Consider the following 14,870-nt stretch of genomic DNA (forward strand, 5'->3'; position numbering starts at 1 on the left):
ACCGATGAGTCCGACGAAAGGCGACGAGGGAGGTGAGCCCGACGGCTTGCCGCCACGCATCCAGGCGATGTTCGACGGCTGCGGGCCGGGAAAGCGCGTCGAACTCGGCCGGTTCGACGAGGCCGAGCTGCACGCCGCCGGCATGCTCGGCGGCCCGGTCCTGCGCGTCCTGCCGGGTGAGTGGTCGGCGGCCGAGGTGGTGGATGTCGCCCGCCGCGCAGCGTCGACCATCGACGGCGGCGGCCCACTCGCGGACGTGCTGCTGCTCGACACGTCGTTCCGATTGCAGCTCGCCTTCTGGGTCAACGCGCCGCTCGAACCCAACCCGACGAGCGTGGAGCACTGGCGGCGGATCTGTGTCCTCGGCACCGACGGCGAGCCGATCGCGCTGGTCGCAGTGGCGGTGATCCGCGGTCAGCCCGAGCCGGCGGACGTCGACGTCACGCTCCAGCTCGTGGACTGCGGCGACCTCGCCGACGAGCTGACCCTGCTGGCCTACCGACCTCCTGATTCGGACGCCGAAGAAGCGGCGACATCGGGTACGACATCGATCTACTACGGTCCGGACCGCAAGGCCGCCTTCCTGCCGTGTTCCTTGGAACGTCCCTGGGACGGCAAGGGCGTGCTGAGCTCGTGGTTCTACGACCTCACTGCCAAGCGGACCGAGCGTGACTGGGTCGGGCGCAAGCCGATGACCATCAAGTACCGCAAGGCCGTGTTCTATGCCAAGCACCTGCGCGCGCGGATGAAGAGGTTGTCGCCGATCGCGGGCCAATGATCACTGCAGCTCGGCCGGTAGCGGGTCGTCGTGCACGATGCGCAGCCGGGACACCGCGCGGGTGAGCACCACGTAGAGCCGGCGTAGCCCGTCGACGCGGCGGGTCTCGGCCGCGACGATCGCGGCGGGCTCGACGACGATCACCGTGTCGAACTCGAGGCCCTTGGCCTGGGACGCCGCCACGACCCCGACCCGCGCGTCGGTGTCGCCGAGCTCGGCCGTGACGCGTTCGATGTCCGCGTCGGCGGCGATCACCGCCAGCGAGCCCGGCACCTGCTCGAGGCAGGTGCGCACCTGTTCGGCCAGCAGCGCGCGGCCCGCGAAGCCCAGCGCGTCGTCACCCGAGCGCACGGACGTGGCCGGTGGCACCTCCGGCGCGATGTGCGGCAGCAGCCGGTTCGCCAACGCCAGCACTTCGCCGGGCACCCGGAAGCCCGCGGTCAGCGGCCGCACCTGCGCGTCGTGGCCGAGGTGGTCCAGCGTCACCTGCCAGCTGCCCGGCGCCCACGGCGTCGTCGCCTGAGCGAGGTCGCCGAGCACGGTCACCGAACCGAGCGGGCAGCGGCGTGCGACGACCCGACACTGCATCGCCGAGAGGTCCTGGGCCTCGTCGACGACCGCGTGCACGAACGTGTCGGCACCGTCGATCAGCGAGCCGAGCTCGTCGAGCAGCACCACGTCGGCCGGCGTCCACTTCGTTGCCCGCGCCGACCTGGGCGCAGCGCGCGCCAACAACGCGCGCTCGTCGTCGGTCAGCGTGGTGCGCGAGCAACGCTGCAGGAACTCGGGCTCTGCGTAGAGCCGGGTGAGCAGCGCGGGCGCGGATAGCGGCGGCCAGACCGCGTCGACCCAGTCGCGCACGGCGGGCGAGCGGGCGACCTTCGCCGTCTCGGCGTCGCTGGGCGCACCGCCGGCGTCCTCCCGCTGCCGGCGCACGTCCTCGGCGACCTGGTTGCGTAACCGCTCGCGCGCGGTCGACCACCGCAACCCGGTGTCGAGGGCGCGGCGTGCGTCATCGACGTAGCGGCGCAGGTGGTGCGCGCCGACGCGGTAGCGCTTCGTCCCGACGACCGCCACGACGTCCTCTGCCGGCTTCGCGACGTGGCTGAGAAGCGCGCGGCGCGCGACGTCAGCCATCCGCGCGTCGCCCTTCAGGACGGCGACCTCGACGGGCTCACTGCCGCGAGGTTCGTGGGCGAGCAGCTCGCCGACGGTGCTCTGCGTGATGCCGACCTCGCCGAGCGAGGGCAGCACCTGGCCGATGTAGTCGAGGAACGCGTCGTTCGGACCGACGACGAGCACGCCGGAGCGCCGCAGCCGGTCGGGATACGTGTAGAGCAGGTACGCCGCCCGGTGCAGACCGACCGCCGTCTTGCCCGTGCCGGGCGCGCCCTGGATGCACAGCGACGTGTCGAGGTCGGCGCGCACGAACTCGTCCTGGTCGGGCTGGATCGTCGCGACGATGTCGCGCATCGGCCCGACGCGCGGGCGTTCGATCTCGGCGCGCAGCAGGTCCGACGCCAGCCCGAGCTCCTCGCCGCGGTCGAGGTGCTCGTCCTCGTAGGCGTTCAGCTCGCCGTCGCGGAACCCGAAACGGCGCCGCAGCTGCACCCCGAGCCGGTCGGTGGGCGTCGCGCGGTAGAAACCGCGGGCGATCGGCGCACGCCAGTCGATCACCACCGGGTCGCCGACGTCGTCGCGGACGTGCCGCCTGCCGATGTGCAGCGTCTCGGGCGCGGGCCGGTCGTCCTCGGGATCGCGGTCGGTGCGGCCGAAGAACGGCGGGGCGTCCGGTTCGGCGTCCAGGGCGGCCAGCCGGTCGGCGCGGATCCGGCCGAGCGCGAACGCGGACAGCTCGTCGACGCCGTAGTCCGCGATGCGCTCGGCGGACGCGCGCATCGCGATCAGGCATTCCCGGGCGAGGTCCAGGTGCGCGCGTTCGGCGCTCAGCACTGCGTCGTCGGCCACGGTCGCTCGACTTTACGCGCGCGGGCCAACCGATTTATCCGTGCGAGGCTGGACCGGTGCCCGAGGTGATCGACGCAGCGACGGCGGTGCGCCGTGCGATAGCGCTGGCCGCGGCGCCCGGGCGGGCACTGCTCGGCCTCGCCGGCGCGCCGGCCGCGGGCAAGTCGACGCTGGCCGCCCGGCTCGCCGAGCAGGTGACCGGGTCGGTGGTCGTCCCGATGGACGGGTTCCACCTGCCGACCGCGGTGCTCGCCGAGCACGGCTGGGTCGGCGAGCGGGGCACCCCGCGGACGTTCGACGCGGACGGCTTCGTCGCGTTGCTGCACGAGCTGGCCGCCGGACGTGCGCTGCGGGCGCCGGCCTTCGACCGCAGCCGCGAGGAGCCGGTCGCCGCGGCGGTCGACGTGCCGGCCGCCGCGCCGCTGCTGATCGTCGAGGGCAACTACCTGCTGCTCGACGCGCCGCCGTGGGACGCGGTGCGCACCCTGCTCGATGCGGTGTGGTTCGTCGAGGTCGACGAACAGCTGCGCCTCGCGCGGCTGATCGCGCGGCACGTGAGCTTCGGGGCGACGCCGGAATGGGCGACCAAGCGCGCAACGCAGGGCAGTGACGCGGCCAACGCTCGGGTGGTCTCGGCGACGCGCGCGCATGCCGACCTCGTCGTCCGCGCCGACGAGCGGTGAACACTGGCGGCATGGACACCGGCAGCGCGGACGACGGCAGCTCGGCCGACGGCATCCGCCAGCTGGCGAGCCGGGAGGTCTACCGCTCGCCGTGGATGTCGGTGCGTGAGGACGACGTCGTCTTTCCCGGCGGCCTGCGCGGCACGTACTCCGTCGTCGACAAGAGCGACTTCGCCGTCGTCGTGCCGTACGCCGACGGCGGCTTCTGGCTGGTGCAGCAGTTCCGGTACCCGGTCGGGCGGCGCGAGTGGGAGTTCCCGCAGGGTTCCTGGCCGGCCGGGCGCACCGGCACGCCGGTCGAGCTCGCCGCCGCCGAGTTGGGTGAGGAGACCGGACTGCGCGCCGGCGAACTCGTCCACCTCGGCCGGCTGTTCGCGGCGTACGGCTACAGCTCGCAGCGCTACGACGTCTTCCTCGCCACGGACCTGCAAGCCGGCGAGGCGCACCGCGAGGCGACCGAGGCCGACATGGTGCACCGCTGGTTCGCCACCGAGCAGGTGCGCGCGATGGTCGCCGACGGAGGATTCGCCGACGCGCACAGCGTCGCCGCGCTGGCGCTGTTCGACCAGCGCCCGCTCAGCGCACCGTGACGCGATAGGTCTTGATCACGACCTGGTGCAGGGTGTCGCCGACGGTCAGCGTGACCGTCCGCTTCCCCGTGCGCGCGTAGCGGTGATGCGCGCGTGCCGAGCGCGTGACGGTCGTGTGCCCGTCGCCCCAGTGCCAGACGAAGTACGCCGCGCGGGAGCCGGCGATCAGCGCGCGACTGTGCGCGGTGAACCTCGTCGAGTGCTTGTGCCGGGCCTTGGCGTGCGTCATCGAGACCGACGGGTTGGTGTGGGTGAAGGCGCTGCCGTGGGCGGGCGAGCCCAGACCGGTCGGCCCGTCGAAGCCGCGGGCGGCGTTGCACTGGTGCGAGAGCCCGGGGGCGCTGGTGAGGTGTGCTGCGCCGCTCGTGAAGCTGCAGTCGACCCGCCCCGCACCGAGCGCGTTCGGGTTGTTCGTGGCGTTGCGGGTGTAGCTCGCCGTCTGCTGTTCGCACGATGCGGTGCTCGCGCCGCCGCAGAAGCCGTTGCCGCCGCCGGTGACGTCGTACAGCGACGACGCGCGGTGCGTGCCGTTGACGTACAACGACGCCGCCGGGAATGCCGAGCCACCGGACCCGCCGGCGAGTGCGTACATCGCCGCGACGACCGGTGCGGCGAGCGACGTGCCGCCGTCGACGACCCAGCCGCCCGAGCCGTAGGTGTCGTAGACCGAGTAACCGGTGCGCGGGTCGGCGACCGCGGCGATGTCGGTGGCCAGTCGCTTGCCGCGGCAGCCGGTCGCGCTGTAGCCGCGGTACGCCCGCTGCCAGGCCGGCGCCGCGTAGAGCACGCTGCAGCCGCCACCGGACGCGCCGCGACGGCCGCCGACGGCGCCGCTGCGATCGGCCGAGCCGTTGCCGTTCCATACCGTCTCGCTCGCGCGGCGGTTGCGCGCCAGGGTGAGGGTCGTGCCGCCGACCGCGACGACGTTGGGGCTCGACGCCGGGTACAGCGGCCGGCCGGACGCTCGTACGCCCTCGTTGGCGTAGTCGAAGTCGTACCACCCGTCGTCGCCGCTGGACGCCGTGATCACCACACCGGGGTGGCGGTAGGCGTTGAGCGTCGCGGAACCGACGCGGCGTTCCGGGCCGCCGTAGGAATTGCTGATCTCGGTGGCGTGCATGCGTGCCGCGGTGTTCACCGCAGCGGCAACCTGCGAATCGCGCGCGCCGTCCGCCTCGACCAGCAGGATCCGGCAGGTGTGGCACACGCCGCGCACCGCCTCGACGTCGAGCGCGATCTCGCCGGACGAGTCGCGGTTGCGACGGGGCAGAGGTGACGTGCGGCCGCGCTGGTTGACCTTGCGGAACGACGTACGGGTCTCGCGCCGCAGGTGGTAGTGGGCGTCGAAGTGATTCAGGTCGCTCAGCACGGCCGGGTCGTCGTACCAGTCGATGATGGCGACGAGCTGGTTGGTGCGGTGCGCGTTCGCGTTGTAGCCGTACGCGGCGGCCAGCTGGGCCGGGGTGATGCCACCTCCCGGGCCCCCGCCATTCGCCGAGGGCGAGTAGCGGTAGGCGTCCTGCGTGCCCTTGCGCACGGTCACGCGGCGCAGCGCCAGGCAGCGGTACTCGTCCGCGTGCTTCGGGGCGGCGCAGACCGGCCGGTTGACGGCGTAGCGGGTCGTGGTCGTCGGGCCGTCCGCCTGCGCCGCGCCGGGGACGGCGAGCGCCGCGGCGACCAGCGCCCCGACGGCAAGCACCGACGCCATGAGGCGGCCGGCCGCGGTGCGGGTCGCACTGCGGGCAGAACGGGGTGCGGGCGTGCGGCTCATGCGGCGGACCTCGGCGGCGTTCGGGATGCGGGAGCATCAGTGTGCCGCCTGATCGCCAAAAAACCTAACGCGAGCCAAACATTGGTTCCAACTGACGCAGACTGTCACGACGTGGCACGGCCACTTGGCACCGGCTCCGAGCGCCGACGAAGATCAGCTCGCCGCGTCCGCCCGGTACGAAGTGAACGGCGGCCGCATCTGCCACAGCCGCGGTGCCCGGTCCGGTCGGGCGCCGCGCACGAACGCTGCGCGCAGCCGCGCTGCTGTCGGTGCGAACGGCTCGAGGTCCGACCACCCCCACCGCACCACGATCAGGCCGAGGTCCTCGAGCAACCCCTGCCGGATCTTCTCGTGTCGCAGAACGGAGTCGCTGAGGCCGTACTTGCCGAAGCCGTCTGCCTCACCGACCACGCCGAACTGCGGCCAGTAGAAGTCGCACCGTGCGCTCAGTTGGCCGCTGCTGTCGCAGATCTCCGCCTAGGTGAGTGGCAGCGGCAGGCCGCACGTCACGATCCGCAGTCGACTCAACGACTCGAGCACCGATTCGGCGTGGGGATCAACCAGAGACACGGTGCGCCGCGCGGCAGCGATTCCTGGCCAGCGCTCGCACCGGTCGGCAGTCTCGACGAGCTCTGCCGCGGTGGTGAGGCCGAGTCGCACGGCCGAATCGCCCGCGGCAATGCACGCGTCCACCCCATGCTCGCGACCGAGATCAAGCACCGTGCGTGCCGGGGACGTCGCAACAACCGGTCCTCTGCGTTGCACGGCCGAGCTGAGGGACGCCACGCGGTGCAGGTGGACTCCGTGCACCTCACCGCGTCGGCCGCGCAACGTCGTCGCGCAGACGTACGTCGGGATCTCGACAAACGCGATGCCGCGCAGGGACGCCGCGGCAGCGTGACTCAGTGCGAGGCCCGGGTTCGTGAGGGCGACCGCGACAGCGCAGTGGCGCAGGCGCTGTTCGGCGTCCGCGAACCGGTTCCCGCTCGGCGGTACGGGCGGTGCGTAGACCCCGGGTCGCAGCCGGTCCAGCCGACCGATCGTCACCGCGTGTCGCAGCGCGTGCGACGTCCATCCCGCAACGCCGGCCTGTGCGGCGGTGAACACGTCGAACTGCGCCGCACCGATCGCCGGGAACTCGCGCACACGCGCAGCGTCGCACCGGATTCTCCGTCCTTCGCCGGTATCCACAGCTCGGGAAGCCACCATCGTGCGACTTGTCACCGGACGACGGCGCCGGCGGAGATCAACTCACCGCGCGGGTCCGGTACCAGGTCGCATCGCGGACGCGGACGTAGGCCGGGCAGCTGCCCGGCTCAGGTCGCGGGGCTGACCGTCGACATGTTGAAGTCGGGCACCCGCAGCGCGGGCATCGCGGTGCGGGTGAAGTAGTCGCTCCACTCGCGCGAGAGCGTGTGCTCGGTGCGGCCCGCCCCGCTGACCCGGCCGAGCAGATCCACCGGCGATTCGTTGAACCGGAAGTTGTTCACCGCGCCGCGTACCTGACCGTCCTCGACGAGGAACACGCCGTCACGGGTGAGCCCGGTGAGCAGCAGGTTCTGCGGATCGACCTGCCGGATGTACCAGAGGCTGGTCAGCAGCAACCCGCGTTCGGTGGCCGCGACGAGATCGTCGAGCGACTCGGTCGCCCCGGCACACTCCATGATCAGGTTGTCGACACCGGGACGTGGCGCGGCGCCGGACTCCGCCGCCCAGGCACGGGTGCTGATCAGCTCGCTCAGCGTGCCGTCGGTGATCCACCGGGCCGGCGGCACCGGCGCGCCGTTGTCGAACACCGACTGCGTCCCGGCCGACGACGCGGTCGCGATCTCGAACGGCGCGCACTCCAGCCCGGGGTAGGACGGGTCGGAGCGCAGCGTGATCGGCAACGGGCCCAGCCGCTCACCCAACCGGGTGCCCGACGGCGCGCTCGCCGAGGCGAAGACGTTGCGGCCCTCCATGGCGTCGCGTGCGGACGCCGACCAGTAGGCGTAGACGAACAGATCGGCCACCGATGTCGCCGGCAGCAGCGTTTCGTAGCGGCCGGCCGGCAGCTCGATGCGGCGCCGCGACCAGTCGAGCCGGGCCCGCAACGCGTCGAGCGACCGCGGCACGTCGAGGTCGGCGAACGTCGCGGTGTGGTGCCCGGACCACGTCGAACGCACGAGGTCGGCCGATTTGCCGTTGAGCTCCAACCGTCCGGTCGGCTGATCGAAACGCCGCCGCAGCCCGGTGGACGACGCGACGAAGTAGGACGTCATCTGGTGCTCGGCGAAGCCGTAGAGCAGCAGCCCCGCGGCGTCCCACTCGGCGAAGGCGGCGGCGAGCTGCGGCGTCAACGCGTCGAACACGGCGACATCGGTGCGTGCCGCGTCGTCGTCCCAGGAGGTGGTCACCTCCGCGGCACCGCCCAGCTGCGCCGGGGTCAGCAGCGGTGCGGCGTCCTGGGCCGGCTCCGCGTCCCGGCCGGCGGCCTCGGCGGCGCGGACGAGCTCGGGCACCTCGTCCGGGGTGGCGACCGACCGGGTGACCACGCCGACGCTCGTACCGCCGCGCCGGTCGAACGTCGAGATGACGGTGACCGAGCGTGAACTCATCTGGCCGTTCGTCGTCAGTGAGTTCGCGGCCCAGCGCAGGTTCGTCTCGCTGTGCTCGGCAGTGACGACGACGCAGCCGTCGGCCGCCGACGCGGCGAGCACAGCGTCGGTGATGTCCTGCGCGAGCTCGCTCATCGCGTTCCCTCGGCGCGGGTGTTGAGCACATTGACGCCGCGGAATACGGCCGCGGGGCAGCCGTGCGAGACGGGCGCGCTCTGGCCCGGCTGGCCCTTGCCGCAGTTCAGCGCGCCGCCGAGGTAGTAGGTCGCCGGGCCCCCGACGGCCGACATCGAGCCCCAGAAGTCGGTCGTGGTGGCCTGGTAGGCGACGTCGCGCAGCTGCCCGGCCAGCCGGCCGTCGACGATCCGGAAGAACCGCTGGCCGGTGAACTGGAAGTTGAACCGCTGGCTGTCGATGGACCACGAGCGGTCGCCGACGACGTAGATACCGCGCTCGACGCCGCCGATGAGCGCGGCGAGGTCCGGGCCGTCGGGCGCCGCAGCCAGGGACACATTGGCCATCCGTTGCAGCGGGATGTGACTCGGCGAGTCGGCGTAGGCGCAGCCGTTCGAGCGTGCCGTGCCGCCCAGCAGTGCCGCGTTGGCCTGCGCCATGTCCCGGTTGAGCTGGTAGCCGACGAGCACGCCGTCGCGGACGATGTCGAAGCGCTGCGCGGCCACGCCTTCGTCGTCCCAGCCGATCGTCGCGAGTCCGTGCTCGACGGTGCGGTCGCCGGTGACGTTCAACAGCGCGCTGCCGTAGCGCAGGGTGTGCAGCTGGTCCGGCGTCGCGAAACTGGTGCCGGCGTACGCGGCCTCGAAGCCGAGGGCGCGGTCGAGTTCGGTGGCATGCCCGATCGATTCGTGGATGGTCAGCCACAGGTTCGTCGGGTCCACGACGAGGTCGTAGCGGCCCGGCTCGACGCTCGGCGCCTTCGCGTGCTCGGCGAGCAGCCCCGGCAGTTCGGCGATTTCGGCGTCGAAGTCCCAGCCGGTGCCGGTGAGGTACTCCCAGCCCCGCCCGGCCGGTGCCGCGAGGGTGCGCATCGTGTCGAAGGTGCCGCCGGCGCGGTCGACGCGCACGGCGGTGAACTCCGGCTCGATCCGCACCCGCTGCTGGGTGATCATGCTGCCGGCGGTGTCGGCGTAGAACGTGTTCTCCAGCACCTGGGTGAGCGCGGCGTCGACGTGGTCGACGCCGTCGGCGGCGAGCAACCGTTCGGACAGTTCGGCCAGCCGCTCGGTGCGCTGCTTCGCCGGCACCGTGAACGGGTCGACGTCGTACGCCGACACCCACGACACGTCCGCGTACACCGGCTCGGGGGCGAGTTCGACGGCGCGGCCGCGCAGCGCACGGCTCGCCTGCGCGGTGGCGACTGCCTGCTCGGCCAGCGCTGCTGCGGCCTCGGGCGTGCGGGTGATTCCCGCGGCGAACCCCCACGCCCCCTCGTGGACGACGCGCACGCACAGCCCGACCTCTTCGTCGTCGTTGGCCGCGTCGAGCTGTGCATCCCGCAGCCGCAGCGTGCCGGTGCGGATGCGTTCGAGGCGGAAGTCGGCGTGCTGGGCGCCGAGTTGCTGCGCGCGTTCGAGCGCGGCGCCGGCCAGCCCACGCAGCGGCATCGCCAGAAAGGCGGCGTCGACGTCGGCCACGTAATGACCGTAGGCCCCCGGCTGGGAGACTGCATCCCATGCTGCACGCGCCGGTCCGGATCTCCTTCGTCTGCTCGGGCAACATCTGCCGCTCGCCGACGGCGCACATCGCATTCGCCCGGCAGGCCGAGCAGGCCGGACTCGCGCACCTCGTCGAGGCCGACAGCGCCGGCACCGGCTCGTGGCACGAGGGCGAGGACATGGACGCCCGGGCCCGGCGCACCATGAATCACGCCGGCTACGACGTGCCGACCCACGTGGCCAAGCAGTTCACCGCCGCCGACTTCGCCACCCACGACATCGTGGTCGCCCTCGACGGCGGGCATCGCAACGCGCTGTGGTGGCTCGCAACGGAGACCGATGACGTGGACGGGAACCGGGCCAAGATCGTGCTGCTGCGCGCGTTCGACCCGGACCTGTCGGCAGGCGAGCAGCCGGACGTCGCCGACCCGTACTACGGCGGCAGCAACGGCTTCTCGGACGTCCTGACGCAGGTGGAGCGCAGCTGCGTCGTCCTGCTGAGTGCCGTCGCCGATGCGCTGGAGTCAGGCCGGCCGCTGGCCGTACCCGACGCCACGGCGCCCGCGGCCGACTAGCAGCTCGACACGCCCTGCTTGTAGCCCTTGACGAACGACTGGATGCGGTCGAGGCCGGTCGTCCCGCGCGCGCCGTACGCCTCCGGTTTGCCCACCTGGTCGAGCATCGCCGACGTCGCCTCGTCGAGGTCGGCCGGCGAGAGGGTGAACTCGTGCCCGGGCGCACCCTCGGCGATGTTGATGTTCTTCGAATACGCGCCGCTGTAACAGACGGCCGCGAGCAGCGCCGCCTTGTCGCTCTGCGAGCGGCCGAACAGTTGATGACGCACCGCCATGCCCCAGGCGATCGCGAACAGGACGCCGAGTGCGAAGTCCGCGGGCTGGTCGGACACGAGCGTCACGTTGCCGGTGGTGCGGTCGCTGGTCACGCCGGGCAGGCTGCTGTACACGGTCTGCGCGAACGCGCGGTTGAAATACACGGTGTTGTCGTCGGCGCAGTAGCCGAATTCGCTGGCCGAGTCCGCGGCGCACTTCGGGTGGTTCGCCTCGGCGATCTTGACCGGTTGGAAGGTCTTGCCGATGGTCTTCGCAGCTGCCGTCCAGAAGCGGTTGAGGTCCTGCACCAAGCCGTTGTTCGAGAGCGTGACGACGTCGGCGAACGGCTGGTTGCCGTTGTCGGCCGCGTCCTGCGCGCTGGTGAACGGGCGTTCGGTGAAGGTGCGCGACGCGAAGTAACCCGGCGAGAAGCAGTACGTGACACCTTTGGCGATGCCGTCCGCCAGCGCGGAGAGTCGGTCGAAACCGTTGCCGTGCGAGATCTCGTCCGGCGCGTCCGGCGTCGAGTCGCGGCCGTCCAGGAAGCCCTCGAGTGCGTTGTCGAGCTTGGCGGGGGTGGTGTTGCGGAAGTGCGGGTCCTCGCCCTTCAGTGCGGACGCCGCCCACGCACCCGCGGCGCAATCGGCCTGCGACTCGGTGTCGATCACCTTCAGGTCGTCGCGGTCGAAGACGCCCAGCCGGTAGCTGATCGAGTGGCCGAACTCGTGCGCGAAGATCAGCGCGACCATCAACGGGCCGTACTTGTCGGCGAGTTGCGCGAACAGGTGCGTGGGCGCGCGGTCCCACGCGATCGAGTCGTCGAGGGTGCAGAAGGCGCCGTTGTCGACGACGAACGCGGTGTCCTTCTGCGCGCAGGCGTTCTGCGTCACCGGGCCGGTGAGGTGGCCGGTGCGGGCGACCTGCAGCCCGTCCACGGAGTACAGGCCGCCCTTCAGCGGGGTCAGTGCTTTGCCGCCGGAGACCTTCGGGAAGTTGCGCCGCCAGAAGGCCTCGATGTCGCTGAGCGCGTTCTGCACCGTTTGGTCGAACTTGCCGTCGTCGGCGCCCTTGACCTGCAGGTGCGCGTTCGGTGCGGACGCGGCGTGGGGCCGGCCGTCGACGACATCGGCGCAACCGGTCAGTACGAGCGCGAGGGCCGTCACGACGGCGGGAACGAGCCGACGGCGGTGGCGAACGCTCACGTGTTCTCCCTTGCTTCGCCGCGCGATGGTCGCAGTGTAGACGCCACGCCGAGGGGGCCGTGAAGTGATCGTCTTGACGGCTGCCATTTGCGAGACTGAACCCATGGGCAGGCACTCGGCAGCGGACGACGACGTCGTCGACGACGGTGCCGACCCGGAGGAGTCACCGGTTGCGGTGCTGCTCGACGCGGTGCGTCATGGCCGGCACTCGGTGGCCGACGACGCGCCGGCAACCGACGTGCAGGTCGCCGACGTGCAGGTGGCCGAGGCAGCAGATGCGCAAACCGTGGCCCGCGCGCAGGTGTCCGCGGCGCTGACAGCCGAGACGCCTGCCGTGGACGAGCAGGTGGCCGAGGCACTCACGGCGCAGACGCCGGTGATCACCGAGCCGATCGCGGACGTCGACGTCGCGGCGCCGCAGAGCGCGCCCACGGCAGACGCGGCTGCGTCCGCCCATCCTCCGCGGGCCGCGAACCCGCGATCCACCGCCGCGGACGTCGCGCTCGTGCGACGGCACCGTGACGTCCTCGCCCGGTGCGTCGCGGCTGCGGTCGTGCCGTTCGTCGTGTACGTGGTGGTGCTGCTCGTCGTCGGCGCGGCGACGCGGACCTATCTGCTGTTCGTCTTCATCCCGCTGATCACCGCGGGGCTGCTCGTCGGAGCCTTGCTCGACGCCGCGCACCGCCGCCACGACGCGCCGCCCGGCGACGACGCATCGGTCGACGATCCGTGATGGGATCGGTGCGCCACCGGCTCCGCTCGTGAATCGAGGACGCATGAACTCTGCCCGTGCCGTGCGCAACGTCTGTGCGTCCGTGCTGACCGCGAGCGCTCTCGTGCTCAGTGCCTGCGCAAGCAGTACCGGCAATGCCAGCGTCAGCCAGCAGCAGGTCGAGAGCAGGCTGAAGAAGGACTCGGAGATCACGCAGGTGAAAACCTCGGTCGGCGCGGCGAAGTACGACACGTTCGTCAGCTGCGTGGCGAAGGCGTTGAAGAAGGATGCGACGGGCAGCGACCTCGACGACTACGTGAACAACAAGAAGTCACTCGACGACATCAGCGGCAACGCGAAGGCTGCGAAGACCGACGCACAGAACTGCGCGAAGGCCGCGGTCAGCAAGTAACGGTCAACCGGCTGCGGCGCCGAAGAGCTCCCGGCGCCGCGGCGGGTTCGCGCCCGCGCGTGAGCAGGTGATCGCCGCGACGAGCGAGGCGTGGTCGAGTACGTCGGCAAGCGCGGCCGGCTGAACGGCCGCCAGCGCGGCGGGCGTGAACAGCGCGCGCTCGAGCAATGCGTCGAGCAGTCCTGCGGTGAACGCGTCGCCGGCGCCGACGGTGTCGACGACGTCGCTCGGCGCCGGGGGACGGGCCAGCGTGTCGCGCGCCGTGAACGCCGAGACGCCGTCCCCGCCGCGGGTCACGACGACCACGGACGGTGCGGTGTCGCCGGTCAGCCACCGCCGCGCAACCTCGGCGAGCGGCTCGCCGGGGTACAGGTAGGCGAGGTCCTCGTCGCTGGTCTTGACCAGGTGCGCCAGCCGCACGCCGGCCTCGACGCTGCGGCGTGCGTCCGCGCGATCGTGCTGCAGGTGCGGGCGCACGTTCGGGTCGTAGCTGACCGTCACACCGGCGTCGCGCAGCAGCGCCACCCGCCGGGCGATCGCGCGGTCGCCGGGCGCGAGCCAGGACGCCAGCGAGCCGAAGTGCACACCCGCGGCATCGGCGGCCACGGCCGCGAGCTCGGCGTCGGTCCACCGGAAGTCGGCCGTGCCGTCGACGCCGAACCGGTACTGGGCGCTGCCGTCCTCGGCGAGTTCGACCAGCGCGACGGTGGACGGTTCGTGCGCCTCGACGCAGAGGGACAGGTCGACGCCGGAGCGCAGCGCGTGATTGCGCAGGACGGTGCCGAGCGGGTCGTGTGACAGCCGGCCGACGAATGCCGCGGCGCGCTCGAGCCGGGCGAGCCCGATCGCCACGTTGTACGGACTGCCGCCCGGTCGGGCCAGCCGCGGGGCGTCGTCGTCGGCCTCGACCAGATCGATCAACGCCTCGCCGATCACGGCGACGGGCGGTGCAGCGCGCATCGGTCATCCGCTCCGGTCTCGTGGTGATCAGGCCACGGCAGTCTGCCTGCCGCCGCAATGCACACGCAACGCAGCTGCCGTCCGCGCTCTTCACTCGCGGTTGCTCGATAGCATCCGGCGGTGGCCGAATCCGATGAGGGCGCCGCCGGCAGTGCGGTCGACGCGATGAACACCATGCTCGAGCAGGCGATCCCGCGCGCGCATCAGATGGGCGTCACGTTCCTGGAGATGAGGCCGGGCTTCGTGCGCGCGAGCGTGCCGTTCGAGGGCAACGGCAACCACTTCGGCGTCGTCTACGCCGGTGTCACCTTCACCTTGGCCGAGGTGCTGGGCGGCGCGATGCACTGGGCGACGTTCGACGCGTCCACGCACTACCCGCTCGTCAAGAACCTGTCGATCGAGTTCGTGGCACCGGGCAGGGGACCGTTGTCGGCATCGGCGTCGCTGACCGACGACGAGATCACCCGCATGCGGGCCGAGGCCGCCACCGGCGCGAAGGTGCCGTTCGTGCTGGCGGCGGAGGTCGTCGGCGAGGACGGCACCGTGGTGGCCCGCACCCGCGGCGACTACCAGCTGCGCCCCTACGGCCGGTGACGCACCGCAGCTGACCCCTCTTCGTCCCCGTGATCAACAGCAGTGGGGGCGCACCCCGGCAACCGAAGCCTGCTGTTGGTCATGCGGGCCGACGTGGACG

At 71.9% G+C, this 14,870-nt stretch carries 15 protein-coding genes; 7 read left to right on the top strand and 8 right to left on the bottom strand.

The window, feature by feature from the left end:
- Positions 1-4: 4 nt before the first annotated feature.
- Positions 5-778: a hypothetical protein gene (locus ACFFCN_RS10845; protein ID WP_375491480.1), complete on the top strand. Its 774-nt coding sequence runs from the start codon at positions 5-7 to the stop codon at positions 776-778.
- Here ACFFCN_RS10845 and ACFFCN_RS10850 read toward each other — a convergent pair whose 3' ends face one another.
- Complete coding sequence (locus ACFFCN_RS10850; protein WP_375491482.1) at positions 779-2,746, bottom strand: HelD family protein; 1,968 nt, start codon at positions 2,744-2,746, stop codon at positions 779-781.
- A gap of 56 nt (positions 2,747-2,802) precedes the next feature.
- On the opposite strand from ACFFCN_RS10850, the gene ACFFCN_RS10855 reads away from it, so the two are divergent.
- On the top strand, positions 2,803-3,429 hold the full coding sequence (locus ACFFCN_RS10855; protein WP_375491483.1) for a nucleoside/nucleotide kinase family protein: 627 nt from the start codon (positions 2,803-2,805) through the stop codon (positions 3,427-3,429).
- 11 nt (positions 3,430-3,440) lie between these two features.
- The gene (locus ACFFCN_RS10860) at positions 3,441-4,019 is read left to right on the top strand and encodes an NUDIX domain-containing protein (protein WP_375491485.1); all 579 of its coding nucleotides are present in this window, start codon (positions 3,441-3,443) and stop codon (positions 4,017-4,019) included.
- On the opposite strand, the gene ACFFCN_RS10865 is transcribed toward ACFFCN_RS10860, so the two are convergent.
- The 5 genes from ACFFCN_RS10865 to ACFFCN_RS10885 form a co-directional block, all read right to left on the bottom strand.
- The gene (locus ACFFCN_RS10865) at positions 4,006-5,790 is read right to left on the bottom strand and encodes a PKD domain-containing protein (RefSeq protein WP_375491487.1); all 1,785 of its coding nucleotides are present in this window, start codon (positions 5,788-5,790) and stop codon (positions 4,006-4,008) included. The two genes, ACFFCN_RS10860 and ACFFCN_RS10865, sit on opposite strands and share 14 nt — an antisense overlap.
- A gap of 153 nt (positions 5,791-5,943) precedes the next feature.
- Positions 5,944-6,201 carry a hypothetical protein gene (locus tag ACFFCN_RS10870; protein ID WP_375491489.1) on the bottom strand — a complete coding sequence of 86 codons (258 nt, stop codon included), beginning with the start codon at positions 6,199-6,201 and terminating at the stop codon, positions 5,944-5,946.
- Between the two features lie 66 nt (positions 6,202-6,267).
- Entirely contained in the window at positions 6,268-6,936 is a 669-nt protein-coding gene (locus ACFFCN_RS10875; protein WP_375491491.1) for a type IV toxin-antitoxin system AbiEi family antitoxin domain-containing protein, read from the bottom strand.
- A 170-nt stretch (positions 6,937-7,106) separates the two neighbouring features.
- On the bottom strand, positions 7,107-8,522 hold the full coding sequence (locus tag ACFFCN_RS10880; RefSeq protein WP_375491493.1) for a metallopeptidase TldD-related protein: 1,416 nt from the start codon (positions 8,520-8,522) through the stop codon (positions 7,107-7,109).
- Positions 8,519-10,009, bottom strand: coding sequence for a TldD/PmbA family protein (locus ACFFCN_RS10885; RefSeq protein ID WP_375491507.1), 1,491 nt, complete (start codon positions 10,007-10,009; stop codon positions 8,519-8,521). Before ACFFCN_RS10885 ends, ACFFCN_RS10880 begins: the two co-directional genes overlap by 4 nt.
- A gap of 68 nt (positions 10,010-10,077) precedes the next feature.
- Here ACFFCN_RS10885 and ACFFCN_RS10890 point away from each other — a divergent pair, with 68 nt between their 5' ends.
- Positions 10,078-10,635, top strand: coding sequence for a low molecular weight protein-tyrosine-phosphatase (locus ACFFCN_RS10890; protein WP_375491495.1), 558 nt, complete (start codon positions 10,078-10,080; stop codon positions 10,633-10,635).
- On the opposite strand, the gene ACFFCN_RS10895 is transcribed toward ACFFCN_RS10890, so the two are convergent.
- Positions 10,632-12,092: a hypothetical protein gene (locus ACFFCN_RS10895; protein WP_375491497.1), complete on the bottom strand. Its 1,461-nt coding sequence runs from the start codon at positions 12,090-12,092 to the stop codon at positions 10,632-10,634. The two genes, ACFFCN_RS10890 and ACFFCN_RS10895, sit on opposite strands and share 4 nt — an antisense overlap.
- 103 nt (positions 12,093-12,195) lie before the next feature.
- Between ACFFCN_RS10895 and ACFFCN_RS10900 the strand changes: the two genes are divergently transcribed.
- Positions 12,196-12,825: a hypothetical protein gene (locus tag ACFFCN_RS10900; protein ID WP_375491499.1), complete on the top strand. Its 630-nt coding sequence runs from the start codon at positions 12,196-12,198 to the stop codon at positions 12,823-12,825.
- Between the two features lie 43 nt (positions 12,826-12,868).
- Positions 12,869-13,216 carry a hypothetical protein gene (locus tag ACFFCN_RS10905; RefSeq protein WP_375491501.1) on the top strand — a complete coding sequence of 116 codons (348 nt, stop codon included), beginning with the start codon at positions 12,869-12,871 and terminating at the stop codon, positions 13,214-13,216.
- Positions 13,217-13,219: 3 nt separating this feature from the next.
- Here the strand turns inward: ACFFCN_RS10905 and ACFFCN_RS10910 are convergent, their stop codons facing one another.
- A complete protein-coding gene (locus ACFFCN_RS10910; protein WP_375491503.1) occupies positions 13,220-14,176 on the bottom strand; it encodes a carbohydrate kinase in 957 nt (318 codons plus the stop codon).
- 120 nt (positions 14,177-14,296) lie between these two features.
- Here ACFFCN_RS10910 and ACFFCN_RS10915 point away from each other — a divergent pair, with 120 nt between their 5' ends.
- A complete protein-coding gene (locus ACFFCN_RS10915; protein WP_375491505.1) occupies positions 14,297-14,770 on the top strand; it encodes a YiiD C-terminal domain-containing protein in 474 nt (157 codons plus the stop codon).
- Positions 14,771-14,870: the final 100 nt, after the last annotated feature.

Source organism: uncultured Jatrophihabitans sp., assembly GCF_964246335.1.
GTDB lineage: Bacteria > Actinomycetota > Actinomycetes > Mycobacteriales > Jatrophihabitantaceae > Jatrophihabitans.

Bases quoted from the DNA above. Each gene is read 5' to 3' on its own strand.
- ACFFCN_RS10900 (WP_375491499.1), top strand. From the start codon at position 12,196: ATGGGCAGGCACTCGGCAGCGGACGACGACGTCGTCGACGACGGTGCC.
- ACFFCN_RS10885 (WP_375491507.1), bottom strand. From the start codon at position 10,009: ATGCCGCTGCGTGGGCTGGCCGGCGCCGCGCTCGAACGCGCGCAGCAA.
- ACFFCN_RS10880 (WP_375491493.1), bottom strand. From the start codon at position 8,522: ATGAGCGAGCTCGCGCAGGACATCACCGACGCTGTGCTCGCCGCGTCG.
- ACFFCN_RS10860 (WP_375491485.1), top strand. From the start codon at position 3,441: ATGGACACCGGCAGCGCGGACGACGGCAGCTCGGCCGACGGCATCCGC.
- ACFFCN_RS10905 (WP_375491501.1), top strand. From the start codon at position 12,869: ATGAACTCTGCCCGTGCCGTGCGCAACGTCTGTGCGTCCGTGCTGACC.
- ACFFCN_RS10845 (WP_375491480.1), top strand. From the start codon at position 5: ATGAGTCCGACGAAAGGCGACGAGGGAGGTGAGCCCGACGGCTTGCCG.
- ACFFCN_RS10865 (WP_375491487.1), bottom strand. From the start codon at position 5,790: ATGAGCCGCACGCCCGCACCCCGTTCTGCCCGCAGTGCGACCCGCACC.
- ACFFCN_RS10890 (WP_375491495.1), top strand. From the start codon at position 10,078: ATGCTGCACGCGCCGGTCCGGATCTCCTTCGTCTGCTCGGGCAACATC.
- ACFFCN_RS10910 (WP_375491503.1), bottom strand. From the start codon at position 14,176: ATGCGCGCTGCACCGCCCGTCGCCGTGATCGGCGAGGCGTTGATCGAT.